Source organism: Pseudomonas sp. HY2-MNA-CIBAN-0224, assembly GCF_040310285.1.
GTDB classification, from domain to species: Bacteria; Pseudomonadota; Gammaproteobacteria; order Pseudomonadales; family Pseudomonadaceae; genus Aquipseudomonas; species Aquipseudomonas helleri.
The window spans coordinates 179032-203085 of the sequence record NZ_JBEOPQ010000002.1; the positions used below are offsets into that span (position 1 = coordinate 179032).

Genomic DNA, 24054 nt, shown 5'->3' on the forward strand with positions numbered 1-24054 from the left:
GTAAATGAACAGAGCCAACAATGTCACCGTTGCGTGCTGCCAAGTGGCACCAAAGATCGGTGACCTTGCCTACAACCGAACGCTCACCGAGCGGGTCATCCGCCAGGCAGCCTCGGCCGGCGCCCAGATTGTGGTGCTCCCCGAACTGGTACAAAGCGGCTACCTCTTCCATGACCGCAGTGAAGCGCTGTCACTTTCCGAGCCCACCGATGGGCCAGCCATCAACTTATGGAAAGCACTGGCCAAGGAGCTGAACATCCTTATCGTTGCAGGGTTTTGCGAGCAGCTGGGTGCTGATCAGTTGGCCAATAGCGCCGCAATGATTGACGCTCAAGGCCTGCGTGCGGTGTACCGCAAGGCTCACTTGTGGGACGAGGAAAACGCGATTTTCAGCGCCGGCAACGCGCCGCCTCCGGTGGTAGAAACCGCTTTTGGGCGCATCAGCATGATGATCTGTTACGACCTGGAATTCCCGGAGTGGGTACGCCTGCCCGCCTTGGCCGGGGCGCAACTGCTCTGCGCGCCGGTCAATTGGCCCGACGGCCCTCGACCGGAAAGAGAACGCCCGGCAGAAGTGGTGCGTGTCCAGGCCAATGCCTCCGTCAACCGCCTGTTCATCGCCGCCTGCGATCGCCATGGCCACGAGCGAGGGGTTGGCTGGGTGCAGGGCTCAGTGATCGTCGACGCCGACGGCTACCCTCTGGCAGGCCCGACGGAACTGGCAGGAGAGCAACTGTTGCTGGCGACGATGAACCTCACTGAAGCACACAACAAGCACATCAGTAAACTTAACGATTTGCATGGGGACCGTCGGCCACAGCTTTATGCGAGCGTGGGGTGATACAGGCTATTCAACTGCTTGCTTAAATTACGATTGGACCTGACACAACCCGTGTCAGGTCTGGGGCCTACTCTACGATTAACTGCCCCACATGCTTTGAACGGCCGCCCCTCTCATTCAGAATGCTGAATATCCCCTTAAGTATTTTTAACGACCTGTTATTTATCACAGTAGACGCCACTCAATCCGAACGCCTAACCTAATACCTCTTCAATAAGTAACGCATTAGCCACACTTGAAGAGCGCTTTATATCGGCGCGAGGAAACAAGGTACTGAACCCTCATGTATCGCTGACTATAGTTCGGCTTGCCCGCTAGCGGGCAAGCATTAACTTGACGCCAGATGTTTATAACATTGTTTTACCAGCAGGTCCTGAGTTTAAGTATGTTTACTGCACTGTTGTTCTCCTCACTCCGACTGCCTCACAGACGTAAAACAACTAAAAATCGTATTCCATAAGATTCGGAGCAATAAAAATGACTAAAAGCCTGACAACAATGTCCGCTGGCATTATTACTATGATGGCGTTGATGGGCAACGCTTATGCGGCCACAACTGCATGCCCGGCAGTCAGTGATATTAAACAGACTGCTGACGGTAACGGTTTTAGCTATACAGCAGCTGCCCCAATGGGCTTACTACACCCCATGAAAAGCAAGACTGAAAGCACGACGCAATTCTTTTAGCTATATCACTTCTCCTATTAACGTTTATCTTCCGGGATACGCAGTAGCCGCACGCAAACTCGGCCGATCCCATCTAACACTCCGCATCAGCATTTCTCTATACCCGTAACTCAACAACGAATGTCTCGTCCTGTATCGGGCGCTTGTCAGTACGGGTGAATTTTCCGGAACCTTTACCATGCAGAAAAAAATAAAAACCAGGCTGACTCTCGTACACGAGCGTATTAACGAAGCCGCAAAAAAAATTGAAGAAACCGCGACTCAACAGACTGTTGAAGGCCGTGATGATAAAGCTCAAGCGCTTGAGTCTTCCCTCAGAAGCCTGAAAAAATCGTTGTCCCGAATTAGATTGTGCGAAGACGGCAGTGTGGTGACACTGCATTAGTACAATTTCGAGACAAACCGTTAACGGCCGTTTTAGATAAGACCAAACTTAACAGCAAGGACGAGAGACTCTTTACTGTTCGAAACACCTAGCTTTGTGTAGATACTGTTCAGATGAAAATTTACGGTCCTGGACGAAATAGATAACACCATCCCGATTTCCGAAGCGGTTTTCCCTTGCCCGTAATAATTCAATATTTCACGTTCTCTTGCAGTGATTTTGAGCAACCTATTATAACGATCTGAATCAGAGAGGTAAGCATCCATAAAGTACGTATGAAGCTTTGAACACAGCAACATCACGCTGCCGCCTTTTTCAACAATATCTTGATCCGAGATAGTGTTATGAGCCCTGATAACCGTTATCAGACTTGAGACACACGTATGATCATGCAGCGCTTGAGACCATGCATAGCTGCCTGTTTCTTTTTGAATCAGACCCTTAAGTTTTGGACAAGATTCAGCGCCCCAAATAATGGGCAATAAACTGGTACGGCAATGACGAATAATAGGGTTGTCTTCTACTTGATTCTTATCTTCATACGGCTTCATTATTTCTGGCGGGATATTAGTCAGCACTGCACCGCCAGTACTGCTCAGATAGGTAGGTATGATCATGCGAAAGATAAAATAGTCAAAGCCCATATTCAAAACAGCACGCTCGGCATAGCTGTATAAATACGCAGTCTCCTGAGAATATTCCTCACTTCTAAAATAGTTATTCAACTCACCCATCAACAGAACTCCTTATCTCATCAGGTAGCACCACACATTACGAATTCATTTTTAATGAAAATGAAACATTCAGCAAGGAGTTTTTATAATAAGAATATCGCGTTTAATACGTTTACCCCTCTGCTCAACACAACCAAGCACATTAACTCTTTTAATTTTTAAAACGATCCGTAATTATTCCCCGGTCGCCTATTAAATAGCCTCCATTTGAATATACAAGACGGTGAAAAATACAGTCTTACATCTCTTTTTGGATGGCCTTAATCAAAAGGCGCTATAGCAATGACCGAAACAACGCAGCCACTGTGTTTAATCTATATATCCAGAGTTTAGAATTGGCCAACCACAGTAAACATTGAAATACTCAGGCCATGGATAAATCCGCTCATAGGTGATGTGGACACAGACTGCCCAATACCAGCAGGCGTCATGCCTCTTAACTGTCTAACGGTGTCACCACGCTTTCGAACCTGGGCGTCATGGACGATGACCCTGCCCTGCAGCTCACGCAGCCTGGTGCTGGAGAAAGTATCTGTGCCATGACAACGGTCTGACCGATGTCATAACAAAATGGCTATGCAGGAACATCATCGTGATTAACTCAACTCACAGAGTCTCCAAACGCTGAAAACAAGAAAGCCCGGAAACCGGGCTTTCTTAAACCAAAAGCTACTTACTCAGCAGTTTTCAGCTTAATCACATCGCCAGAAACGGTGGTGGTGTAGCCGTTCAGAACCCAGGCCCAAAACCATTTTTCCTGGACTTGTGTATTAATCAGCGCATCGCCGCCCTTGGCTTGGATTGCAGATGTCTGCGCGCGGACAAAACGGCTGTTCTGACCAATAGGAATCAGACCGAAAAGCATCACACCCGTAGCGCTCGCTTCACTGTGGCCTACGACGGTGTACTGGTTGCTATCGTACTGATGAGTCTTCATAGCTGTACCGGTACAACCTGCAAGAGCCAAAACACATACAGCAGAAGCGAGGGTTTTACTAACGATCTTCACGGTGTTACTCCATTCAATAGAACCCGAATCCAATTATCGGGCGGCGGCACTCTACCCTAAGGGCTGAAGCTTTTGACAGCTTTGCTACTCATTTTTATCGCTGATAGCTATATAAACTTTCGGCACATCACCCACGCAAAACCCAGCGACCAAGCCTGAGGGCGTTAAACCATGGCTGACATCGCCGAGAAAGACCAACAGCAGCAGGAAGGTCAGAGAACCTTCTGGACGTTCACGGCCAGAATCGGTTGCTCGACACTCTCCTTTGCGTTGTCTTACTGATGTCTAACCGTCGCGTGCTGCTCCCTATCTCGGGGTTTACATTGGCGCTGGGTCACGCGATGTGCACCGGACTCGGGATGGCTATCTGGGCGTTCTCGTCCTCGCTGGCGAGAAAGCGCGTCGCTGACGTTTGATTGCGCATAGCAAATGTCGCGACCGGCTCTTGGCGTAGGTGGATAGCCTCAGCCCAAGGCCTGCAACCAGATAAGTAAATCCATTTCCAAGCTGCCTGGTTTCGGCGCAACTGGAGACAACAGGCAATAGCGTGAGCCGTCTTCAACGAATCCTAAAGGCGCCGTCAACACGCCGCTCTGGATATCGTCGCGCACTAAATGCCACGGACCAATAGCAACCCCGAGACCTGCGACAGCCGCCTGAATGCTGAAATAAAAGTGCTCAAATGCTTGCATCTCCACATCAGGAGCAGGTAATCCTTTTGCAGTCGCCCACTCCTGCCAAGCCGTAGGTCGGCTTATCGTCTGAAGCAGCGGAGCAGATGAACGCAAAACACGCCTGCTTTTGCCGAACCACACATCCACCTTTTCTGGCCGGCACACAGGGCCAACCTTCTCTTGGAATAGCGTCTCAGAATGGTAATCGGGAGGGCAGGGAAAATCGTCCCGCCGGATAGCCAAGTCTATGCCCTGGTCGAATGAAAACGTGCCGCCGCCAGCCACCAAGTGAATGTCTAACCCTGGATGAAGTGCTTGGAAGTCGCTCCAGCGTGGTATCAACCAGCGCATTAACAACGTTGGCTCACAGGACAGGACAAGCTGACGAGCACGGCGGGAGTCGCTGCGTATCTCGCGAACTGCGTTGCTCATCAACCCAAACCCTTCGCTAACCGCTTTAGCGAGACGTTTTCCGGTATTTGTTAAGAAAACCCTGCGATTTCGCCGCTCGAACAGGTCGATGCCCAAATCATCTTCAAGCAAGCGCACTGCTCGGCTGATAGCACCTGGCGTCAGATGCAGTTCGTCAGCCGCGCGGGTAAAGCTTTCGAGCCGCCCGGCTGATTCGAAGCAACGCAATGCGAGCAAAGATGGCATGCGGCCGTCAGAAATTAGTGATTTGAAATCACCATTCCTTTTAGAAATCATCGTTATTACCAGTACTCGTAACCTGAAAACATGGCCACCTATTAAAAGTTAATTCAAGGTAAACCATGAACGAATGGATAGCAGTCATCACCATTACAACACTTGCATGCATCAGTCCAGGGCCTGATTTCGCCATGGTTTCTCGCAACGGATTGCTACTGTCTCGACGTGCTGGCGTCCTTACAGCCGTGGGAATTGGTATGGGCGTGCTTGTCCATGTGTGCTACACACTGCTTGGACTAGGGTTGGTGCTTCAACAAACGCTTTGGTTGTTCAGTGCTCTGAAGCTCGCAGGGGCGGCATATCTCGTCTACCTGGGCGTCAAAATGCTTCGTTCCAAGCCAGCAATTGAACGTTTAGATGCACCGCCACCCGTCATGTCAGACCTTGCAGCCCTGCGTACGGGGTTTCTCACAAACGCGTTGAATCCTAAAACAGCGATTTTCATCGTAAGTCTGTTCATGGGGGTGGTGCGACCGGACACAGCTTTAACAGTACAAATTGCCTATGGGTTGTTCATCGCGGGCGCGCACATCCTATGGTTCAGCCTCATAGCACTGTGCTTCTCAGCCGGGAGGGTGCGCGAGAAATTGGTGGCTGCACGACATTGGATTGACCGGATATTTGGCGGCCTGCTCGTGAGTTTTGGAGTACTACTGACAATCGCTCAGCGTTAAAGCCAAGTTGAATTGGCCTTTGCTCGGGAACAGAGGTAGCGGGTGAGTGGATTCGGTCAGTTACTAACGCCACTCAAGCCTGCAAAGACTTACTCTTATCGCTGCCTTGCAACAAGTTTATTGAAGACTTACCCACCATGCTTTTTTCAACGTTCATCCATGCCTACCTGTATTCAATATTTATGGCACTGTCGGCGACTATAGCGGCTGCCCCTTGAGGATCAGAAGTTTGATTATAGTTCCCGGCCTTAAAATACAAATTCACACCTTCCCACCCAGCCTCCTGGAACGAGAACTCCTTGATAGATGTGTTGCCATTTACGGAAACCTTGATGGAGAGCCTCATTTCGCCATCCTTACCCTTAGCTTCAATCTTGTAATCAATTTTTTCATTGAGCTTTACACCCGCCAACAATATTGACTGGCTCTCGCTATCGCCAAAACGACTCTTTATCCCTGCAACAATAGAGCCGTCTTTCCAGCGAAGCTTTAACAGCTCAGACCCTCCCGATTTATCCCCATGAATCTGAGCAAAGATAATAGATTTCGTCTTTGGGTTTTGCACTATATAAACAGAACCCGATTGTTCAACATCAATCTCTTGCCCCACACTGAATGTTCTCTTTGCTCGTAACTCGACTCGCGGGTAGCTACTATTGGGTGTAGACCTGAATCCGGAAGGAGCAAAAAACACCATTGAGCCTTCAGGCACACTTCGATAGCAATTATTTGGACTGTAACAGTTTGAGTAAAAATAAGAACTCTGGTAGTCCTTCGTCAAAGCCACCTCTTCCGGGAGATTCATGCCATTGAAATCCTGGAGAAGATACGAAGAAGTTAAACCTGGAAAATTGAAACCCGGTGCCTTACCGGCGTCTAGCGCGAAAGCATTAGAACAGCCCACCACCACACTAATGACCCAAATATATCTCGTTGTAAATTTTACTCCGCTCAGTTTGCAAGCCATCACCCTCACCGCCTTAGCCTATGCGTTCAAAAAAAAAAAAAAAAAATAATCGATCAACACGAGGGAAATCAATCTGATCAAAGCGCTTTCTTGGCATATAAATAAAACTTAATTTATAAAATCACTCGGATAAAAACAGCCATCGATGACACAACAGTTTTTCACAAGACCGCACCCTTCAGCACCTACGCAAATAACGGTTTTTTCCTTCGGTATCTACCTGTTCCCTCCTACATCCATGTTCGCCTCAGCCACCCTACAGTTCACGCTTTTCAAGAAGCGAAAGTACTCAGATGGCGAATGAAGACGTACCCAATAAAATCTGGCGCCATGTGCGGACAGAGGCTGTGTTATGAAACGGTTCAAAACAGCTTTTATGCTGCTGTGCATTTTGATTCTTTCGGCCTGTAAAAACGACCCACTGTCGGGTGCAAACGACCCCAAGGACGATTCTTGGAATCTTGATTACATTGGCCCTTCTTATATGTCCGGCTGGGTTGAGTACATTGCTGTCGAGGATATGAAAGGTCGATGGTTCAGAGGGCCTGGAGGGTCGCTTGGATCTGGTGACCCAGGGCTGGACAAAGAATACGCCCGGGGCTGGGGCACTATAGGAGGTAACTTTTACCCTATTACGGGTGCTGATTTGCCCAAACGTATCTTCGTGCGTTGGCAATCCGTCGTTGAGCAGAAAACCTATAAAGGCTGGATCGAAATTACTGAAAACGCCCGAAGCATCATGCGCGGCTCCACTGCGCGTCGTTGCCCTGACTGGCCAAATGATGCAGCGAACTACTCGGCATTGGCAATAATTGGCGTGGCACCAGGAGGCGTTATCAAGGCTTGGGTGAAGGACAACTGCTTGGGCAGGGTCTTGGTCTCCAACGCCCAAGCAGAGATTGAGCCGTTGGGCCCGTACCAAGGCAAATCAAATGGAAAATACCGTCCGCAAGAAGAACCTTCGAAACGTTATGTCGAACGCTATGGCATCCCGTATGGCAGTTGGTAATGCCTCTTTAGGCGCTGAAGCGCTGAGCAGACATGGATTGGTGGGCGCGCGCTGCGATGCTTCGTTTTGAGGCCGGTTTAACTTGAGTGAGAAACCGGCTCGCGGTTGCACTTTAAGGACCTGAGCGTTACCCTTTCGACGTCGCTGCACATCAGCGAACGGGTTTGACGGCCCGATTAACAATAGGCGCACAGGCGCCCCCATTACGATTGCAGGCGCTTTTTTTGCGTCCGCATCTTCGTTAATGGCGGCTGTGCGTGGGAGACCTTCGGGTCTGCCGGGTTTCCTATTGTCCCGGTCCGTCAACCTGCGCACAGCTGCCACCCTAAATCGTTTGACGGCGGTTCGTGGCAGCTCCTCAACAATAGGAGTAATGCCAGATGCACGCTCTAAATCCGTTTATAAAATGCCCGACACCTACTGTCGCCCTGCACAACGTCCAACTCCTCGATGCGAAACGAGGTGCCTTATGAACGTCTCACCGTTGATCAAAACCGTTGGCGGCGCCACCTTTGGCACCTGCAACGCAGAGAACCAGCGCCTGTTCTGCGTCATTGCCGGTGTCTCAGGTGAAGAAGCTCTGCAACATGCCTCTTTGCTGTTGAACTGCGTCAACACGCTCTCTTACCTGGGCGCCATGGATGATGGCCATGAAACCATGCGCTGGGCGTCGCACTACCTCAGCGAAATGGCGAAAGCGATCATTGACGACGTGACCTTGGGGCTGCAAGACGTACCGTAACGGTATGGGTTTAGCGTCAGCCCATGGGCAGCCCCATCGCTACCGGGTGGGGTTGTGTTTTTTGAAAGTATTCGATAACAGCCGGGGCTGGCCCTGAGTAATTACTTGCGGGGAGCCTTCACTAGACGCTCGTCTATGGCACATGATTATTGGAACAACCTGAGGGCCTAAAACCTAGCAGTTCTGCTAGCTATACACATTTGCTGAACCTACAGAAACTGATAGGCCTTGTACTCCCCCGAGTTTGGCATATGAGCTCTCCACGCAATGTCGCGGTAAGTGTCTATCAATACGACCCACTGGATCGTTTGACGAGTACTAACTCAATTCAACGGTTTTACAACGACACCCGTATAGCTACCGAGATTCAAGGCAGTGAAAAAAACAGCTTATTCGAACACCAGGGATTGGTGCTCGCTGAGTTGCAACACGGCAATGGCGTAAAGTTACTGGCGACTGATTTACAACGCTCTGTACTCCATGCTGTCACCTCAGGTATGCGGCAACCTTATGCTTACACCGCTTATGGGCATCGATCCATAGATGGAGACGTACTCAACGTGATGGGTTTCAATGGCGAAAGGCCTGACCCCGTCACAGCGCACTATATGCTAGGGAACGGTTATCGAGCGTTTAATCCTGTCTTGATGCGTTTTAACAGCCCCGACAGTTGGAGCCCTTTTGGCAAGGGAGGTATTAATGCCTATGCCTATTGCAAAGGCGATCCGGTCAATCTAGTAGACATTGATGGACACATGCCTTTTGCCACGCGATTGATCGCTGAGGTAGCTACCTCAGCGCCACCGTTGCCACGTCGCATCCCTCTTGTGACACGCCAAAGCAGAGCAATGGAGCGCCTGATGAAAACCCCTATTGAACTAGAGGGATTGCCAAGGGGTACTGACTATATTCACGGGAATAGAATCGCTATTCCGACTAACAACCCAGACATTTACCTGGATTTCACCTTCCCTCTCGAGCGTAAAGCCGTTGTGACTTTACGCGAATACGGAGTCTCGGTTCTTCCACAACACCGTGCACCTCTTCCTCCACCTACACCCGCGCGTAACTTGTCCCCCACGAGATTGTCATCCCGTAACCCAAATAGTGGTCACGATAACCCAGCATTTGTGGACTCTGAGGCTCCTGCGCTGCCTCCCCGCTTGCCCGCCCGAAATAGCAACTTGCAAATAGAAAACAAGGCCAGCTCTGTGCGAAAAAAACTCTGACCTAGCCTCTATCGAACGTTCTAGGCACTTATTGGCCCAATGAGTGCCTATATTTTAATGACACGACAGTCGCCACAATTGATCCAGTCTGGTCGTATAGCTTTGACTCATCATTTCCCTGCGCATGCCCCAATCCGGCTTGCTGGGCACACTGGCAGCCCGTAGCGTGCCCCTGCCCCAGCGCGCGTTAATTTGATCCAGAACGGCCATCACCCTGGTCGCCTCTGCGAGCTGATTAACCGCAAACAGATCATCCGAGAACTCGCCCGGTTGCCGTAGATCCATGAGCAACACCTCAGCCTTGCTGTATTTGAACCCGGGCTGAAAAACATGGGTGAGCGCTTCGACCGCCGCCTTGGTCAACAAGCGCACATCATCGGTCGGGTATGGCAGCGTCACAATCACGCCCTTGGCGTACTTCGCCATCGATAGACGCCAGATAAACATGCGGCGCGCGCACATTGAGCACTTCATCCAAAGAAATCGCCTGCTCGATATGATCCGCCGCCGGTGACGGAAACCCGGCCGGAATCTTGAACAAACACAGCGGTATAGGAACTCCGCCCTCCACGAGAGGACCTAAAAGAGTGAAGCTCATGACGCGCGCGTAGGACAGATCTGAGCAATACGTCCGCATGAAATTTAGACGAGAGGAACATCCCGTTTAATGCGTCTACGCTCCCTGCAGTCGCTACAGCCCTAGAGGCCCTCGCCATGTGCGGACGATTTGTGCAGTACCGAGGCATCGCTGATTACCTGGACGTGTTGGCCGCCGACAGAAAAATCGTCAACGGCTACGACAACCACCCCATTGGCCGCTACAACATCGCCCCAAGTACCCGGGTTAGCATTATTCATGGCGTGGAAGACGGGTTACGGATAGATCCCGTGCACTGGGGCTGGGCGCCCTTCTGGGCAAAAGGCAAACGGCCGATTTCTCACAATTCAAAAACCTAGGAGCGGACGAAGCGGACGCTGTTGCCACCGACCTCGAGGATCTCCTAGACCCCAAAGCGTATCTCGAACATTTCAACGAGGTCTATTCCAAAGCTCTTGCTGGAATAGTCTTAAAACTGGAGGATCTGCCGCAAGCAGATCGGATCGTACAAAGGATAGAGAAGCAGCTGATAAGCAGTCAGGTCAGCGTTCGACCAACCCCTGGATACAATCATTTTGCAGTGGCTGCTGCTTATGTGGCGGTACCACCTAAGAAGATCAGTAAAGACGTAATTCAGCGATTCTCGAAGCTTTTCGAGACGATCAACCAAGCATTGCGCTGATTTTTTTGGTCGCCAACCTAAAGCATAAACCTTGCTGTTCTGGCCTCATGCCATGTGAGTTATCAGGCCATGGTCACTTGCAGTAGGTCGCCCAAAGCTCATTAACTCCGGTAGCGAAGCTTTGGCTCATCATAGCGATAAACGAGGGAAATCAGATGTCAGCTTTGGGTCGGAAGCAGCCGGTCCTAGCTGACCGCTTTCGATCCAAAGCAGTCATCAGCTCTTAAGCTAGTGAGCATAAGTGGCGAAGCAGAGGGCTTATGACCCAAGTTGAGCCCTTCGGCGAAACTCCTGGAGCTCCCAAACTGACAGGCTCCTTGGTGATGCCTTATGTCTGAGCTGCTCAATTGCCTCTAGATAATGTGATTTCGAGTCACTTGATGTCCAGTCGTAGTCTAGACACGCTAAGTCGCGCACGATACCGTCTAGTGGACAGTGTGGTGGCTCAGAGCAAAAACCTGCCACCCACAAGTGCTTCAAGTGGATGTTGATCAACTTCTGGGCGACGCCAAACCTGAGGCGGCCTCTGTGTAACGCGCTTCTGTGTTTCGCTGAAAAATTATTTGCAATAATATCAATATATTCAACATGTTCGCTTTCGGTCACGATTCTAGTCGAATACTTGGAGAAAATGTCGTCAAGTAATTCCCGGAAACCTTGCTTAACCTTTTCTCGCTGATACACCTTGCAGGATGAGGAGTAGATAGGCCAGTCTTTTGCTCGTGTTGAAAGCGCAGCCTTAAGGCTCAACAATCCGATTTCATACATCAGGAATTCATTTTTTTCTTTTTTTGTTGCTGTTGCTGTTGCTGTTGCTGTTGCTGTTGCTGTTGCTGTTGCTGTTGCAAATAAATCTTGAGGTGCATGAGTCATAATTACTCTAGGGCCTACTGTTATTGGGTTTTCCAACCAAACGCTTTTGCGTGCCACTTATAATATTCTGAGCTGCCATGCCAGTTTTCCGCAGTTCTATTGACTAGAGTTTCTACGGATTTATTTAAGTGGGGTGTGGATTTTCTTGTGGGGTTGATATATATCTTCCCTTCTGCAACATAAACAAAACCTTTCTCAAACAAGCTGTCACAGCCTAATGAACACATCAGCGCCGCGATATTTTCAAAGTCCAGCCTCTCACTTTTACTAGCTTTGCTTCGAGGCTTTATATGGGCAGCAACCAATAGCTCCTGTGGCATAATTCGACCGCAAAGTACGCATGCGGCCTGGTTGCGGCCGTCCAGCAAGTATGCCCTTAAAAATGCCTGTTCCTTACGATACTTAGTGAGCGTCACGCCATCAAAGTCGTCATGTCCAGCCAATGCTGAGAGATATCGCCTTAGCACCTCTGATGAATTGTCTGTCCGACTGAATTTTATTTTGCTGTGGGCAATATATGACGGACCTTGCTTTAGATCCGGATTAGACATTCGGGCACCATAGCCTGAACGAACAAGTGCCGAAAGATCATCAAGGTGCTCGATATAAATATAGTCAGTAGCGTATTTTGATGTTGTGGCAACGTACGAACCGTCTGCATATCGATGCGGATACAGGAACATACCTTTGTGCTGTCCGCTGTTTTTGACGGCAAAAAATTGGGGTGGGGCTCTATCCGGGGCGCTGACCTCGACTTCAAATTTATTCATAGGGTCGTGTTCAGAGCCCTCAAAAATTGTAGTTAAGGCCTGATGCACTTGGGTTGATGTAACACTCTGTGCTCTAGCCCTACCTTTTACGCGGCTTTCAAGCTTCCGCAGACCTGAGTCCGTTAGGAGTAACTCTGTGGTTTTTTTTCCTGCAAGTAACCAATGGTTCCCGGTCCAATAGTCAATTGCACGTTTTCGCAGAAGAAACTCTAAGAGGTCCCGCCGCATTGCTTTACCCGAGGTGAGCTTCTCAAATTGATAAACGCCTTGGGCGGCTATGAATGCTGCGATTGTATGGGCCGACAATGCCTTGCCAAGAAGCTCCCCTTGTGGGCGAAAGAAAACTGAATGTGGCAAGTTAAGATTCCTTAAAAATTCCGACATGCATTCCTTTGCAGCTAACGCAGGATTGAACGGTAGCCTAACGCCATTGCTTCGTCCACCGTCGGCTTTCGACGATCCGCAACAGGCAGCTATCGGCCATTAGCCGACGTTCAGTGCGGTCTACTTCCGATAGATTCGAGCATCAGCGCATATCCTCTACTCTGTTTCGAATGGAATTTTTCACATGGAGGCGTGCTATACAGCAAGCATCACCAAGAACGGAGAATCAACGAAATGAAACCGCCAGCATTCACAGTCAATGCTTTGGGCGTAATGGTGGCCATCTCCGAACTTGGGGTGTCGGTTATCGCTCAGCAGAAAATTGGAACATTCGCAGTCGCATTCGGACTTTTCGAGGCCCACCTAGAGCCAGCGGTTTGGGCACTAAAACGCGAAAGCGTGAAGGGGGTTAGACCTTCCACTGATGGGCCACCTGCTTCTCAGTTAGTCACGATTGTAGGAAATGGCAGGGAGGATTTGAGCCCAGGTGCGAACGAAGTCCTGGCACGCGCTGCCGAAGCAGCTCACAAGTTGATGCACTATCGCCATTCTCTGCTCCACGGCTACTTAGTGCCTCTCGGGGAAACAGCATTTTTTATGCGGAATCCTCGGTGGAATGGTGAGGAGAGGAAGCGACCGTTCGGTGATGCTTCAATCGAGGATTACATTCTTGATATGGCAGCAGATGTCGCATGGGTACTGGTACGGATCATCGCCGTACTGCGAAAGATAAACGACGATGCAGAGACAGAGACGAAACTCGAGTCCTTTGCTTCAGACCTCACTAGGATCAAACCATACCTGGGAGAGGTCGCACGGACTTATCGCACTACCTGAGCGCTACAGTTCCTGCGGTGTCGTATGAAAAGGCGGCACTTCCGTAGATTCCTTCGATTGACCGATTTTGGCCGATTGCTGCCTGTTGTGATGGGCTGCAATCGACCCAAAGGAGAGGTCAATCTCTGTGTCAGGTTCAATTCAGGAACGGACGTTTACCTTTCACCAACATCAAATCAAAAACGGCTTGAAAAGCTCGCGGCTGTTTCCGCTGTAATTGCCAAATCAAAACCCTGTTATCACCCGATAGATGGGTAACACGCGTCCTTGGAAACATTTGTGCCCGTGAAGTAAGTCATTTTTTATCGCGCGTTGACACACTCCACACCCTAAGCGTAGCCAGATCCAGTTTTCCCTGGCATCCCTTCCAAGCAAAACCCTACTGACTTTATCGGCTCTTGGAGTGGACAGCGTGCTGGCGAAATACTAGCTTGCTAGGGATAAGTGCCCCGTCAAAGCCAACCATCGAGCCGAACAAATGGAATCCGGGTGCAAAGAGGGAATTTCTTGATGGAACAAAATCACGGCTTAAGCTGCGTACTTTGTTATAAAACGTCTTCAGGTGACGATCTTTCATTTCTGGTTTTGAGCGCCCTCAGTGGGCAGTCGGGTAAGCGCTGCCGAAATCGTCATACTGACGACCCTTCATACATGCAAAGACCGAAAGCCAGCCCCCCTAGAACTGGGATTCTTGGCCGGAAACATTGCCATATGTGCAAGTTAAACCAACGGAGCCATTATGTTTGAATCAATTGACCCATTGGATGCCTATAACAAAAATGTGAATATTCTAATCGGCTCAGGGGCGTCGGCGGATTTATTCCCAACTTTGGCACTAGAAATTAAAGACGCCACCGGCAGGTGGGAAACAATTGAGACGCTAGCTACAAAGTTCGAGCATTATCCAGAAAAGCGTACAGCCCTATTCATGCATTATTACAACACCTGTATCTTTCCCGTTCAGACATTTTCCCCTTCGGCAGTTCAAACTACCAAAGGCAAGGAAAATCTTTTGAATTATCAGACGTTCATGAAAACCCTGCTAGGCTTTCTTGATCGTCGAAAGGAACTAAATCGTAAAATCAATATTTTTACTACCAACTATGATGGGTGCCTCGCTCATAGTGCGGACCAAATTCAAGCGCAAGGGACGTATGATTTTGTGATCAATGATGGCACGTCCGGCTTCCATAAGAAATATCTACATGCGAAAAATTTCAATACATTTCAATGTCAAACAGGCGTTTTTGAAAGAGCCAGCTATGGAGTTCCTCAACTAAATATCATCCATCTGCACGGATCTGTTTACTGGTCGAAACACGCAGATAAAATTGAGGTTAGCTATGCTAATCAATTTAACCATCTGCTCACTGCAAGGACAATTAGCAAGATCAGTCCACTCTCCAGCTACTTAGGCACCCCGGGCGGGTCTACCGCACGCGTACCAAATGTGAAATTCACTAGTGAGCAAATCGCTAAGTTTTGGCAAGCGTACAATAAGTTACCTATCGTCAACCCAACAAAATGGAAATTCCACGAAACCGTATTTGAAGAGCATTATTACCAGATGCTTCGATTGCTGAGCTATGAGCTTGAAAAGCCGAACTCGATCCTTATTACTTTTGGCTTCTCATTTGCTGATGAGCACATCCTTAAGTTGGTCCAACGCTCGCTGGTAAACCCTCAACTCCAGACGTTCATTTGCTGCTATAGCTCAGGTAGCGCAGCCTCGATGCGGAAAGAATTTCAGCAATGGAGGAATGTAACTGTAATCGGTCCGCCAGAGGGCGTCAAAATGGATTTTTCCAACTTCAACAAGTACGTGCTGTCGCTCAAGCCACAAACTTATATCCCGCCAGAGGATGATCTCGTATGAGTATTGTCGTTGGTGAGGTTATTGCCGTGTCAGGTGTTAGAATTTCTCTTCGTATTTTCGAGGACTCCAGCCACGAGACCATTTTTTACGACGGGATGAAATATCGGGGGGTGTCATTAAGAGAACACCTCCTTATTCAGCGAGGGTTCATTGATATTGTTTGTTTAGTTGAGGGCGAATACCTAGATGAAAAAAAGCTCGATGTAGAGGCCGAAAAAACCATATACGTTCGTAAGGTCGATGTTAGACCCATAGGATATGTTGTTGATGACACGTTCTATGAGGGCGTGAAATACATGCCCATGATCAGAGACCAGGCATTCCTACTAAGCGTATCCATGGTCAGCAAAATCTATGGGACCGAAGGAGATAGCAATTTTTCCATAGGTGCCATGCTAAAGGAGGATGTATCAATAAATCTGCCATGGGCCAAGATCTTCAATGGCCATCTTGGCATTTTTGGCAATACAGGGAGCGGCAAATCCAACACTCTCGCCCAACTGTACACCACCTTATTTAGAGAAAAGTTAGATGGACTGAAGAACAAAAGCCAATTTGTTATCATAGATTTCAATGGTGAATACACTGAAGGGCAAATACTTCCTGCCAAAGATAAAAAAATCACAATATTAGATACCAAGCGAGGTGGGGAAAAATTCATGATCGAAAGCATCCATTTTTGGGATGCGCAGACACTTAGCCTACTATTCCAAGCTACGACCAATACTCAGCAGCCTTTTCTTAGGCGGGTAGTGAGTGGCAGAGATAGATTTAAAGATATACCTCTGGCCAACTACTTTATGAAAACTTTTCAAAAGGTTTTCAGTGCAAGCGAGCCAAAATCTGACGCGCTTGAACTGACTAGAGAAATTGCTAGGTTGGTGTGCTGTGAGGAACTGGAGAACCATCTTGCAAAAATAAAGTATAACGCCGTAAAGAAGTATTTTTTTCTAGATGGCCACTATTATGACTCTGACGGCAAAAGCTATGCTGCTTTTTTAAAGCCGTTATTGGAAGCACATTTGGACTTGAGCGATCTCGATCAATTTGATGAGCTTATTGTGCGCTGCTATCTTCAGCTCTGCTTGGATGTGCTCTTGGGTTATGCACAACACGAGCATATCCAACCAGTCCTGTCACGGGCCAAATCCTCTATTGATTCCCTTCGGAAAGTAATAAAAATCGTTGATACTCCAACACCACGTCATCTACTCCATGTGATTTCACTGAAAAAATGCAACAATGAAATCAAGAAACTCCTTCCCATTCTTATCGCCAAGAATTCCTACATTAATCACAAGGAGTCGGAAACTTTAAGAAGTCCACCAGCGCAAACATTGCATTTAATAATTGATGAAGCCCACAATATACTGTCGGAACAGTCCACGCGAGAACACGAGATATGGAAAGACTATCGCCTGGAACTATTCGAGGAAATAATTAAAGAGGGGCGAAAGTATGGTGTATATCTAACACTTTCAAGTCAGCGACCAGCCGATATTTCTCCCACTATCGTTTCACAAATTCACAATTTTTTTATTCACCGCTTGGTCAATGAACGTGACCTCATGCTTTTGGACAATACCATCAGTACGTTAGATTCATCCTCGAAGGCATTGATACCCACTCTTGCCAAAGGCTGTTGTGTGGTTACTGGTACAGCATTTGACATCCCCATGATTCTTAAAGTTGATCCGTTGGTCAAGGCGCATCGGCCAGCCAGCGATGATGTCAATCTTGAGGAGTTATGGGCCAACCCGAAATCTTCTCCGGATATCCATATGGTTCCTTGACCTGACTGATAGCACTCTTACTAAAAATTAAGGGCGGTCGAATCGATGCCAGTTTTGTAGATGTATTGAATGTCTGCTTTTGGCCGGAAGCAGCCCTTCGTGACAGGCAGCTAACGGCTAAAAGCGGTCAACGCTGGACGCAGCATCATTACAGCCGTAGGCTCGCATATTTTGAGGCATTGACTGTATGGCGACAGGAGTCTGCTATGAATACAAGGACTGTGAAATTTGCCTCCGATGGCTATTTAGTAATACCTGAACTCATTTGTGAACAAGAACAGGCGTTTGTACGAGAACTGGTCACCGAACTGGTTGACCGCTATCGGGGCGGTGATCCGACTGCAATATCAGCTGGAGTCACCATTAGTGAAGTTAGCCGGCAACATCCGCAGCGCAATCCAGGCATTCCACCAGATCGCTGGAAGCGCGAACCCTTCATTATCGGCGACCTCCTCGCCCTGGAGCCACGCTTTGCACGGCTACTTAGCCAAGAGTCCATCTGGACCTGCGTCGGCGAGCTACTCGAATGTGCTTCTAGCGATCTGCTGTTTCACTTCTGTAATCTCACACGTAAACCCAGTGAGGTAGGCCCCGCCATCGGGTGGCATCGTGATGCTGACAATAAATACTTCGCCAGCCATGACGGACGCACTTTGCGTTTATTGATCCCTCTTCAGTTCATGTCTGTTCGCAATGGAGGCACAGCAATAGTCCCCGGCTCTCACATTCAAAGCGACGCACCTGTCGAAACCGCGCTTTATCCTGATGTGGCGCCTGGAGCTTGCCTTGCACTGCACTCCGCAACTTTGCACGGAGGGTCACCTAATCGTAGTGAGCAGGAACGGGACGTCATCGTAATCCAGTTTGGTTTGTGTTCATCGACTCTTCGTTACCAAGCGAACGAAACATTATCTCTATCGACTAGAAAAGATCTTCTAGCCTTCTACCAGGGCACTACAGAGAAACGAATCGTGAACTCCTGAGGTTAACCACCTGGCAAAACGCAGATCCAAAAAAACCATCCCCCACCAAAAACCGTTTTCCTACTGCACTTACTCACTGATTCTAGTCCCATGCTCCTGAGCCCATCTCAGGTACAGCACCATGCCCACCCAACAAGCCCTCACCCTCATGCCGCTTAATGTGGTGGTGCTGCTCGCCCTATTAACAATCACCACATTCACACAAGCCCAAACCTGGGTAATCACAGACCAAGCACACCCCATCACCTCCCCCAGTCCAGCCCGAATCATTCTTTTAGACCAGCAACAACACCTCGAGTCCGAGCTGTCCCGCGCCCTCCCCTCAGACCCACACCAAGCCGCCGCAATAATGCAAAGCCGCCTCAACACCCCCTCCGGCAAACGCTTACAAACCGATCTGGCCAAAGCCCAACAAGACCTAGCCGATGCCTGGAGCCTAGGCATTATCAAGATCCCGGCCGTCGTTGTTGACCGGCGCTACGTCGTCTACGGCGAGCCGGATGTAGCCAAAGCCTTGGTACTCATCAACAACGCCAAAGGCCAACCGCAATGAACCGCTGCCTGCTCCGCCCTCTGTCGCTGGCTCTCATCTGCAGCCTGCCCTTCAGCGCCTCGGCATCGATAACTTCAGCAACGATCATTACCTCGTCGCTGTCGCCTCAGTGCCTTGAGTACAAGGTGGTTGGCATTTGCTATTGGCTGCTGTGCACGGCGCTGGGCTGCAAGGTGAAGACGTCGACCAAGGTGCGGCATTACGTGCCGGATGCGGTGGTGTCGGCGTATTCCAATACCGGGGCTAACCCGTGGGTTGAGATGTCGCCTTTGGGGACGCCGACTCCGTTGTCTCAGGCAGGCAATGACGCTACGACCAATCATGTTGCTGAGAACGCGGCACTCAAGTTCAAAGAGGCGGATGTAATCGGGCACCCGGGCGGTGCTGTGTTCAGTGAGTTTGCCAGTGCGTCGGGGTATGCCTGCCAAGGCGCGACGGCGCCGTGGATGCCGTATTTCTTGAGCACGCTTGATCCTATTGCCTGGCGGTACGGGATCCCTGAGGCGGTTTATCCAGAAGCGCTAATCCCCGGTCGACGTGAAGTCGGCAGCATGGCCGCCGCGGATCTTTGGGGCAACGTTTACCCCCGCAGTGGGTTTCTGCAGCAAACCAACGATTACAAGACCGGGGCAGTCATCGCGCAACGCGCCGGTGACATCACTACGCGGACCGGGCAAGTCCATGTCTATTTGCCCATGCAAGCTTCTGCGCGCGACGGTTATTGGCCTGCAGGTGAGCTTATAGAGGGCGATGCCACTACCGGCAAATGGCAGGAGCTGACGCCGACGCTCAGTCAATCGTGTGCCGTATTCCCGCATTCAACACCACAGGTTCAGGCCGAGGACGGTGGTTACGCCTGGGCGCTGTGGCGTCCATACGCCTGCAGCCAACGTCGTGGCCAGACCTTCCTGGGGAGCACGGACTTTTAATGAGCATCCAGACCAACAGCGATCGGAGCCTGTCATGAAAATCACTCCCTGGTTGATCGGAACCCTTTACAGCCTCTGCTGCGCGACAGCCTGGTGTGCTGACCCTATCAACGCTTCGTCCTCTGGCAGCGTGATCGGGGATGAGGTGCTTTACAGCATCGGAGGCGGCAGCGCTGTCGCTATGGGCAGTGCTGGCAACATGCAGAGCATTCAGGTGGGTGGCGGCTGGAACAACAATCTGGTCTGCGGAAACATGAGCATGACCAACACCCTCGAAAACCAGTTGAACGGGGCTACCGCCGGTTTTCAAAACATCATGTCGACAGTGGTGCAGAACGCTACGGGAGCGGTGGCCTCGCTGCCGGCGTTGATCCTTCAGCGGGCAAATCCTGCGCTGTACAACTTGATCACCAATGGCATCTTGCAGGCCCGCCTGGACTTTGATCGATCCAAATCGACCTGCCGCGCCATTGGCGAGAAGATGGCTGACATCGCAGGCAATCAGATGGGCTGGGGCAAGCTTGCTGAGGGTCAGGCGATGGCCCAGACCATGACATCCAACACCGATGCGGTCTCGGCCGTCGAGCAAGTCGAGAAGAAAAGCGGCAACGACGGTGTGACATGGGTGGGAGGCAATCGAGCTGGTGGCTCCGGCCAGAAACCGATTCAGATCGTCGGGGATGTGACCAGGGCCGGGTACAACCTGCTGAACAAACGCGCCGCCGACGACACGTCTTCAATCAGCAAAGAAAGCTGCAACAACGGCATGGTCTGCAATGTCTGGTCTTCCCCTCAGGACACCAGCGCATTTGCCATTCGCGTTCTCGGGGAACAGCAACAACAGACCTGTGACAGCTGCCCTAAAACCGTGACCTCTGCAGGTGTAGGCCTGACACCGCTGATTCAGGAAACCTACGACACCAAGCTCAAAGCCCTTCAAGACTTGCTCACGAACACCAAAAGCATGACGGTGGAGAACCTCAACGCTGCCAGTAGCAACTCATTACCCATCACTCGCGGGGTGATTGTGGTGTTGCGTGATGAGCGCGACCAGGACGTGCTGGCTCGCCGACTGGCCTCTGAGGTCGCCTTCTCTGAAGTACTCGAAAAAGCGCTGGTACTGCAGCGAACGCTTTTAGCCGGAAGCCGCGAACCCAACGTCGCAATCAACGATCTGGCGTTGAACGCCGTCAATCAGCAGAAATCGTCTCTGCAAGAAGAGATCGACAACCTGCGCACCGAACTCGAACTGCGTCAGCAGCTCGCCAACAACTCACCGATGACGATTATTGCCAGGAGCAAAGCACGCACCGAAAACTCACGGGGCGTGTTCGAGGGCGATCCGGAAACGGATCGGCTGAATCAATTGCAGTCACCGTCCAGAATCCAGTGAGGCATTGATAATGAATGACACTCAGAACCCTGTCGCTGTGCCAAAACCCTCAAAAATCCGCCGCATAGTTCGAGGGCTTCTCTTGGGCGCGAGCTTCTTGGTGGCAGTGTCCGCATTGGCGGTACTGTTGAATCAGGCCTTATTGGGAATGTTTGAAGACGCCCACGAGTGGGAAGAATGGCGTACAGAGCATTACTGGGCTCTCCTCACATGGCGGATGATGATTTACACCGTAATGACAGTGGCCTGGCTCAAACTCAAGGCGCATCAGCCGAGGTCTGAGCGTTTGAAAAACCGCAAACGCTTTTCCAAGATCGAGCTTCTGGTAGTGGTCTTGATTCTGCTGGTTGAGGTCAGCAAGTTTGTGTTCAAGACGGGGAATGTACTATGACCCTCTACACCAATGACTACCTGGAGTATTACCTCACGCTGGTCGGCTGGATCATCAACAACGGCATCTGGGCAATGATCGCGGACACTGGGTTGTTTGCCCTGCCCTTCTGCATCATCGTGATCCGAGAATGGTTGAAGGTACGCGGGGAAGGTGCTGACGAGGGTAACAAAGGTGTGCTCTCTTTAGCCCGGATCGAGACTAACATTTACGTCGGCTATTTCGTTGTAGCGCTGTGCGGAGTGCCAGCGGTCAATGTGAGTTTCGACTCGTTGGCATTCGATCAAAGCAGGTCTCAACAATGCCAATACAATCTGCCTTCACCGACAGAGACTGGCTGGAATAAAACATTCAGCTCTTTAGCCGGGAAAACCGCTCAGATACCTCTGTGGTGGGCCTTTATGCATGCCTTGTCCAAGGCTTTGACGAGTGGCGCTATCGCGGCTATTCCTTGTGGCACAGACCTACGGCAACTACGGATGGACGTAGATCGCACGCGTATTAACAACCCCTTGCTGGCTCAGGAAGTTGCCGACTTTACTCACGATTGTTATGGCCCTTCTCGCGCTCGGCTGTTTATGCGCAACCCGGAAGTGGTAGCCGAGCAAGACAAAATGGGGGCCTTCTCGGACTTGAGTTGGATTGGGTCACGTTACTTTCTAAACACCCCCGGCTACTACGACACCGATTACTCCAAAACCCCTAGAACATCCTGGCCCTACAACCCCACGCGAGATGCGGGGTTGCCGCAGGTTACGGGAGGTGGTGGCTACCCAACCTGTAATCAGTGGTGGAGTGACGGCGGGACTGGTTTGAAAGCCCGACTGGTGGATCAAATAGGCCCAGATACTCTGACGCAACTAATCGGGTGGGCGAAGTGGATGTCGCCTGAACAAATCAACGAGTCTTTCGTGCGTCAATTGGTCTCCCCTTCAAATCAAGTTCAGGGCAGTGTGTACTCGGATTACGGTGGACAGATTGAGGGGACTATGTGGAACGGCATGGCCAGGTCCGCAGGTACGTTCGGAGTTGCAATAGGTTCTCTGGGGTACTTCCCGGCGATGGATATGGTTCGCCAGGCTTTGCCAATGGTCATGGCGTTTCTAAAGATGGCAATGGTGATCTGTATTCCGTTAGTACTTATTGTCGGTGCTTATCAACTGCAAGTAGCTATGACACTGAGCACGATATTCTTTGCTCTCATTTTTGTCGACTTCTGGTTCCAATTAGCGAGATGGGTAGACAGCACAATACTCGATGCGCTGTACGGATCCGGTTCACCACATCTGAGTTTCGATCCAGTTATGGGGCTAAATACGGCTACTCAAGATGCCATCTTGAATTTCGTGATGGGGGCTATGTTTATCATCTTACCGATGTTTTGGATGGGAGCTCTGGGGTGGGCAGGTGTCAGCGCTGGAAAAGTGCTTGAAGGTCTTTCCAGTGGAACCAAGGATGTGAAAGCGTCTGGAGAAAGAGCTGGAGGACTTGCGCAACAAGGGGTTCAATCATTAACGAACAAAAACTGAATGCAGGACGGGCAGCCTGAAGCTGTCCGCCCTTGATATACATTCGGATATTTAATTAGTCATCGAATGGGTTATTTGAACCCCTGAAATTTCCATAACTATCGTAATACCCATAACCGTCCTTACCATTTCTAGGAATGCTAGGGTGACAGGATAAATCCACACCTTTGTCATCAGTAAATTTTTTCGAAGCACTTACTCTTGTTAGCAAAGCGGCCGCCACCCCCACAACCAATACTGCGATGAGTTCACCTGCAAAATTCAGAGGAAAGTTAAAAGTCACAAAGAGCAACAAGGTGGCTAACCCACACCTTTTGACCCATCGAACCACCACATTTTCATCAACAAGAAAAAAGCGCACACCCCGACCCAAGCCATAGCCTAAGCGAACTGCAAAGCTCTGAGATGATTGTGTAGCCATGAGCGCTTCTCCTGTGAAGCATTTCTTGGAGTTCTATGAGGCCAGTCATACGCCCAGACAGTATCTTTTGCAAGCCGAACTCAAATGGCCCAAAGGGTTAAATGGCTCTCAAAAGACAATGGAAAGGTTCCCAAGGGTAAAAGCCCTACCCGAAAGGGCTTGAAGTGCGAAAAGGCACTCTGCCGCCAACGCATCTACCACGGGGATTTAAATCCCCCACAGCTGAAACTGAACCTCCCGACGCCAAACCGAGAAGCAGCCTCTATCTGGAAATATTTAGGCACACCAATATCTGTTCAGCATGGGACGTAATGGCATGTTGCCCCTCGAAATGTGATCGGCTGCCAATATTGATTTCTTATTGAGCAACGTCCATCAGA

General features: G+C 50.0%; 25 protein-coding genes and 2 pseudogenes. 18 read left to right on the forward strand and 9 right to left on the reverse strand.

What is annotated here, in order from left to right:
- Nucleotides 1-4: 4 nt before the first annotated feature.
- The 3 genes from AAEZ03_RS02710 (at nucleotide 5) to AAEZ03_RS02720 (ending at nucleotide 1913) form a co-directional block, all read left to right on the forward strand.
- Nucleotides 5-841, forward strand: a complete 837-nt coding sequence (locus AAEZ03_RS02710) for a nitrilase family protein (protein WP_350575828.1) — start codon at nucleotides 5-7, stop codon at nucleotides 839-841.
- Nucleotides 842-1318: 477 nt separating this feature from the next.
- Nucleotides 1319-1528 carry a hypothetical protein gene (locus AAEZ03_RS02715; RefSeq protein WP_350575831.1) on the forward strand — a complete coding sequence of 70 codons (210 nt, stop codon included), beginning with the start codon at nucleotides 1319-1321 and terminating at the stop codon, nucleotides 1526-1528.
- A gap of 178 nt (nucleotides 1529-1706) precedes the next feature.
- Complete coding sequence (locus AAEZ03_RS02720; RefSeq protein WP_262126528.1) at nucleotides 1707-1913, forward strand: hypothetical protein; 207 nt, start codon at nucleotides 1707-1709, stop codon at nucleotides 1911-1913.
- 32 nt (nucleotides 1914-1945) lie between these two features.
- Here AAEZ03_RS02720 and AAEZ03_RS02725 read toward each other — a convergent pair whose 3' ends face one another.
- From AAEZ03_RS02725 to AAEZ03_RS02735, 3 genes are all read right to left on the reverse strand, one after another.
- Nucleotides 1946-2647 (reverse strand): helix-turn-helix transcriptional regulator, encoded by a 702-nt coding sequence (locus AAEZ03_RS02725; protein WP_350575835.1) that lies wholly within the window; start codon nucleotides 2645-2647, stop codon nucleotides 1946-1948.
- A 673-nt stretch (nucleotides 2648-3320) separates the two neighbouring features.
- On the reverse strand, nucleotides 3321-3656 hold the full coding sequence (locus tag AAEZ03_RS02730; protein ID WP_048370528.1) for a hypothetical protein: 336 nt from the start codon (nucleotides 3654-3656) through the stop codon (nucleotides 3321-3323).
- A 464-nt stretch (nucleotides 3657-4120) separates the two neighbouring features.
- The gene (locus AAEZ03_RS02735) at nucleotides 4121-5038 is read right to left on the reverse strand and encodes a LysR family transcriptional regulator (RefSeq protein WP_350575838.1); all 918 of its coding nucleotides are present in this window, start codon (nucleotides 5036-5038) and stop codon (nucleotides 4121-4123) included.
- A gap of 65 nt (nucleotides 5039-5103) precedes the next feature.
- On the opposite strand from AAEZ03_RS02735, the gene AAEZ03_RS02740 reads away from it, so the two are divergent.
- Nucleotides 5104-5715 (forward strand): LysE family translocator, encoded by a 612-nt coding sequence (locus AAEZ03_RS02740; RefSeq protein WP_153389944.1) that lies wholly within the window; start codon nucleotides 5104-5106, stop codon nucleotides 5713-5715.
- 163 nt (nucleotides 5716-5878) lie between these two features.
- Here AAEZ03_RS02740 and AAEZ03_RS02745 read toward each other — a convergent pair whose 3' ends face one another.
- Nucleotides 5879-6520, reverse strand: coding sequence for a polysaccharide lyase family 7 protein (locus AAEZ03_RS02745; RefSeq protein WP_350575842.1), 642 nt, complete (start codon nucleotides 6518-6520; stop codon nucleotides 5879-5881).
- Between AAEZ03_RS02745 and AAEZ03_RS02750 the strand changes: the two genes are divergently transcribed.
- From AAEZ03_RS02750 to AAEZ03_RS02765, 4 genes are all read left to right on the forward strand, one after another.
- The gene (locus AAEZ03_RS02750) at nucleotides 6519-6731 is read left to right on the forward strand and encodes a hypothetical protein (RefSeq protein WP_350575845.1); all 213 of its coding nucleotides are present in this window, start codon (nucleotides 6519-6521) and stop codon (nucleotides 6729-6731) included. The two genes, AAEZ03_RS02745 and AAEZ03_RS02750, sit on opposite strands and share 2 nt — an antisense overlap.
- 303 nt (nucleotides 6732-7034) lie before the next feature.
- Nucleotides 7035-7691 carry a DUF2931 family protein gene (locus AAEZ03_RS02755; protein WP_350575847.1) on the forward strand — a complete coding sequence of 219 codons (657 nt, stop codon included), beginning with the start codon at nucleotides 7035-7037 and terminating at the stop codon, nucleotides 7689-7691.
- Nucleotides 7692-8160: 469 nt separating this feature from the next.
- Nucleotides 8161-8433 (forward strand): DUF3077 domain-containing protein, encoded by a 273-nt coding sequence (locus tag AAEZ03_RS02760; RefSeq protein ID WP_282363281.1) that lies wholly within the window; start codon nucleotides 8161-8163, stop codon nucleotides 8431-8433.
- Between the two features lie 251 nt (nucleotides 8434-8684).
- On the forward strand, nucleotides 8685-9662 hold the full coding sequence (locus AAEZ03_RS02765) for an RHS repeat-associated core domain-containing protein (RefSeq protein ID WP_350575850.1): 978 nt from the start codon (nucleotides 8685-8687) through the stop codon (nucleotides 9660-9662).
- A gap of 54 nt (nucleotides 9663-9716) precedes the next feature.
- Here AAEZ03_RS02765 and AAEZ03_RS02770 read toward each other — a convergent pair.
- A pseudogene (locus AAEZ03_RS02770) lies at nucleotides 9717-10085 on the reverse strand (DUF4113 domain-containing protein); the annotation flags it as partial.
- Nucleotides 10039-10260, reverse strand: a pseudogene (locus tag AAEZ03_RS02775) (peptidase S24); the annotation flags it as partial. The pseudogenes AAEZ03_RS02775 and AAEZ03_RS02770, both read right to left, overlap by 47 nt.
- A 116-nt stretch (nucleotides 10261-10376) precedes the next feature.
- Between AAEZ03_RS02775 and AAEZ03_RS02780 the strand changes: the two are divergent.
- On the forward strand, nucleotides 10377-10619 hold the full coding sequence (locus AAEZ03_RS02780; RefSeq protein WP_350575852.1) for an SOS response-associated peptidase family protein: 243 nt from the start codon (nucleotides 10377-10379) through the stop codon (nucleotides 10617-10619).
- Nucleotides 10620-11200: 581 nt separating this feature from the next.
- Here the strand turns inward: AAEZ03_RS02780 and AAEZ03_RS02785 are convergent.
- The gene (locus tag AAEZ03_RS02785; RefSeq protein WP_350575854.1) at nucleotides 11201-11815 is read right to left on the reverse strand and encodes a hypothetical protein; all 615 of its coding nucleotides are present in this window, start codon (nucleotides 11813-11815) and stop codon (nucleotides 11201-11203) included.
- A 20-nt stretch (nucleotides 11816-11835) separates the two neighbouring features.
- The gene (locus AAEZ03_RS02790) at nucleotides 11836-12969 is read right to left on the reverse strand and encodes a hypothetical protein (protein ID WP_350575856.1); all 1134 of its coding nucleotides are present in this window, start codon (nucleotides 12967-12969) and stop codon (nucleotides 11836-11838) included.
- 234 nt (nucleotides 12970-13203) lie between these two features.
- Here AAEZ03_RS02790 and AAEZ03_RS02795 point away from each other — a divergent pair, with 234 nt between their 5' ends.
- From AAEZ03_RS02795 to AAEZ03_RS02835, 9 genes are all read left to right on the forward strand, one after another.
- Entirely contained in the window at nucleotides 13204-13806 is a 603-nt protein-coding gene (locus tag AAEZ03_RS02795; protein WP_102688677.1) for a hypothetical protein, read from the forward strand.
- Nucleotides 13807-14545: 739 nt separating this feature from the next.
- Entirely contained in the window at nucleotides 14546-15682 is a 1137-nt protein-coding gene (locus tag AAEZ03_RS02800) for an SIR2 family protein (protein ID WP_350575858.1), read from the forward strand.
- The gene (locus tag AAEZ03_RS02805; protein ID WP_350575861.1) at nucleotides 15679-17475 is read left to right on the forward strand and encodes an ATP-binding protein; all 1797 of its coding nucleotides are present in this window, start codon (nucleotides 15679-15681) and stop codon (nucleotides 17473-17475) included. The genes AAEZ03_RS02800 and AAEZ03_RS02805 overlap by 4 nt, the downstream gene beginning before the upstream one ends.
- Before the next feature lie 206 nt (nucleotides 17476-17681).
- Nucleotides 17682-18458 carry a phytanoyl-CoA dioxygenase family protein gene (locus AAEZ03_RS02810; RefSeq protein ID WP_350575863.1) on the forward strand — a complete coding sequence of 259 codons (777 nt, stop codon included), beginning with the start codon at nucleotides 17682-17684 and terminating at the stop codon, nucleotides 18456-18458.
- 121 nt (nucleotides 18459-18579) lie between these two features.
- Nucleotides 18580-19011 (forward strand): TIGR03757 family integrating conjugative element protein, encoded by a 432-nt coding sequence (locus AAEZ03_RS02815; protein WP_502947881.1) that lies wholly within the window; start codon nucleotides 18580-18582, stop codon nucleotides 19009-19011.
- A complete protein-coding gene (locus AAEZ03_RS02820; RefSeq protein WP_350575865.1) occupies nucleotides 19008-19940 on the forward strand; it encodes a TIGR03756 family integrating conjugative element protein in 933 nt (310 codons plus the stop codon). Before AAEZ03_RS02815 ends, AAEZ03_RS02820 begins: the two co-directional genes overlap by 4 nt.
- A 34-nt stretch (nucleotides 19941-19974) precedes the next feature.
- Nucleotides 19975-21333 (forward strand): integrating conjugative element protein, encoded by a 1359-nt coding sequence (locus tag AAEZ03_RS02825; protein ID WP_350575868.1) that lies wholly within the window; start codon nucleotides 19975-19977, stop codon nucleotides 21331-21333.
- Between the two features lie 10 nt (nucleotides 21334-21343).
- On the forward strand, nucleotides 21344-21724 hold the full coding sequence (locus AAEZ03_RS02830) for a hypothetical protein (RefSeq protein ID WP_278939357.1): 381 nt from the start codon (nucleotides 21344-21346) through the stop codon (nucleotides 21722-21724).
- Nucleotides 21721-23253 carry a conjugal transfer protein TraG N-terminal domain-containing protein gene (locus AAEZ03_RS02835; protein ID WP_350575871.1) on the forward strand — a complete coding sequence of 511 codons (1533 nt, stop codon included), beginning with the start codon at nucleotides 21721-21723 and terminating at the stop codon, nucleotides 23251-23253. Before AAEZ03_RS02830 ends, AAEZ03_RS02835 begins: the two co-directional genes overlap by 4 nt.
- A gap of 55 nt (nucleotides 23254-23308) precedes the next feature.
- Here the strand turns inward: AAEZ03_RS02835 and AAEZ03_RS02840 are convergent, their stop codons facing one another.
- On the reverse strand, nucleotides 23309-23674 hold the full coding sequence (locus AAEZ03_RS02840) for a DUF3742 family protein (RefSeq protein WP_350575874.1): 366 nt from the start codon (nucleotides 23672-23674) through the stop codon (nucleotides 23309-23311).
- Nucleotides 23675-24054 lie beyond the last annotated feature (380 nt).

Bases quoted from the DNA above. Each gene is read 5' to 3' on its own strand.
- AAEZ03_RS02710 (WP_350575828.1), top strand. From the start codon at position 5: ATGAACAGAGCCAACAATGTCACCGTTGCGTGCTGCCAAGTGGCACCA.
- AAEZ03_RS02715 (WP_350575831.1), top strand. From the start codon at position 1,319: ATGACTAAAAGCCTGACAACAATGTCCGCTGGCATTATTACTATGATG.
- AAEZ03_RS02720 (WP_262126528.1), top strand. From the start codon at position 1,707: ATGCAGAAAAAAATAAAAACCAGGCTGACTCTCGTACACGAGCGTATT.
- AAEZ03_RS02725 (WP_350575835.1), bottom strand. From the start codon at position 2,647: ATGGGTGAGTTGAATAACTATTTTAGAAGTGAGGAATATTCTCAGGAG.
- AAEZ03_RS02735 (WP_350575838.1), bottom strand. From the start codon at position 5,038: ATGATTTCTAAAAGGAATGGTGATTTCAAATCACTAATTTCTGACGGC.
- AAEZ03_RS02740 (WP_153389944.1), top strand. From the start codon at position 5,104: ATGAACGAATGGATAGCAGTCATCACCATTACAACACTTGCATGCATC.
- AAEZ03_RS02750 (WP_350575845.1), top strand. From the start codon at position 6,519: ATGCCATTGAAATCCTGGAGAAGATACGAAGAAGTTAAACCTGGAAAA.
- AAEZ03_RS02745 (WP_350575842.1), bottom strand. From the start codon at position 6,520: ATGAATCTCCCGGAAGAGGTGGCTTTGACGAAGGACTACCAGAGTTCT.
- AAEZ03_RS02755 (WP_350575847.1), top strand. From the start codon at position 7,035: ATGAAACGGTTCAAAACAGCTTTTATGCTGCTGTGCATTTTGATTCTT.
- AAEZ03_RS02760 (WP_282363281.1), top strand. From the start codon at position 8,161: ATGAACGTCTCACCGTTGATCAAAACCGTTGGCGGCGCCACCTTTGGC.
- AAEZ03_RS02765 (WP_350575850.1), top strand. From the start codon at position 8,685: ATGAGCTCTCCACGCAATGTCGCGGTAAGTGTCTATCAATACGACCCA.
- AAEZ03_RS02780 (WP_350575852.1), top strand. From the start codon at position 10,377: ATGTGCGGACGATTTGTGCAGTACCGAGGCATCGCTGATTACCTGGAC.
- AAEZ03_RS02785 (WP_350575854.1), bottom strand. From the start codon at position 11,815: ATGACTCATGCACCTCAAGATTTATTTGCAACAGCAACAGCAACAGCA.
- AAEZ03_RS02790 (WP_350575856.1), bottom strand. From the start codon at position 12,969: ATGTCGGAATTTTTAAGGAATCTTAACTTGCCACATTCAGTTTTCTTT.
- AAEZ03_RS02795 (WP_102688677.1), top strand. From the start codon at position 13,204: ATGAAACCGCCAGCATTCACAGTCAATGCTTTGGGCGTAATGGTGGCC.
- AAEZ03_RS02800 (WP_350575858.1), top strand. From the start codon at position 14,546: ATGTTTGAATCAATTGACCCATTGGATGCCTATAACAAAAATGTGAAT.
- AAEZ03_RS02805 (WP_350575861.1), top strand. From the start codon at position 15,679: ATGAGTATTGTCGTTGGTGAGGTTATTGCCGTGTCAGGTGTTAGAATT.
- AAEZ03_RS02810 (WP_350575863.1), top strand. From the start codon at position 17,682: ATGAATACAAGGACTGTGAAATTTGCCTCCGATGGCTATTTAGTAATA.
- AAEZ03_RS02815 (WP_502947881.1), top strand. From the start codon at position 18,580: ATGCCCACCCAACAAGCCCTCACCCTCATGCCGCTTAATGTGGTGGTG.
- AAEZ03_RS02820 (WP_350575865.1), top strand. From the start codon at position 19,008: ATGAACCGCTGCCTGCTCCGCCCTCTGTCGCTGGCTCTCATCTGCAGC.
- AAEZ03_RS02825 (WP_350575868.1), top strand. From the start codon at position 19,975: ATGAAAATCACTCCCTGGTTGATCGGAACCCTTTACAGCCTCTGCTGC.
- AAEZ03_RS02830 (WP_278939357.1), top strand. From the start codon at position 21,344: ATGAATGACACTCAGAACCCTGTCGCTGTGCCAAAACCCTCAAAAATC.
- AAEZ03_RS02835 (WP_350575871.1), top strand. From the start codon at position 21,721: ATGACCCTCTACACCAATGACTACCTGGAGTATTACCTCACGCTGGTC.
- AAEZ03_RS02840 (WP_350575874.1), bottom strand. From the start codon at position 23,674: ATGGCTACACAATCATCTCAGAGCTTTGCAGTTCGCTTAGGCTATGGC.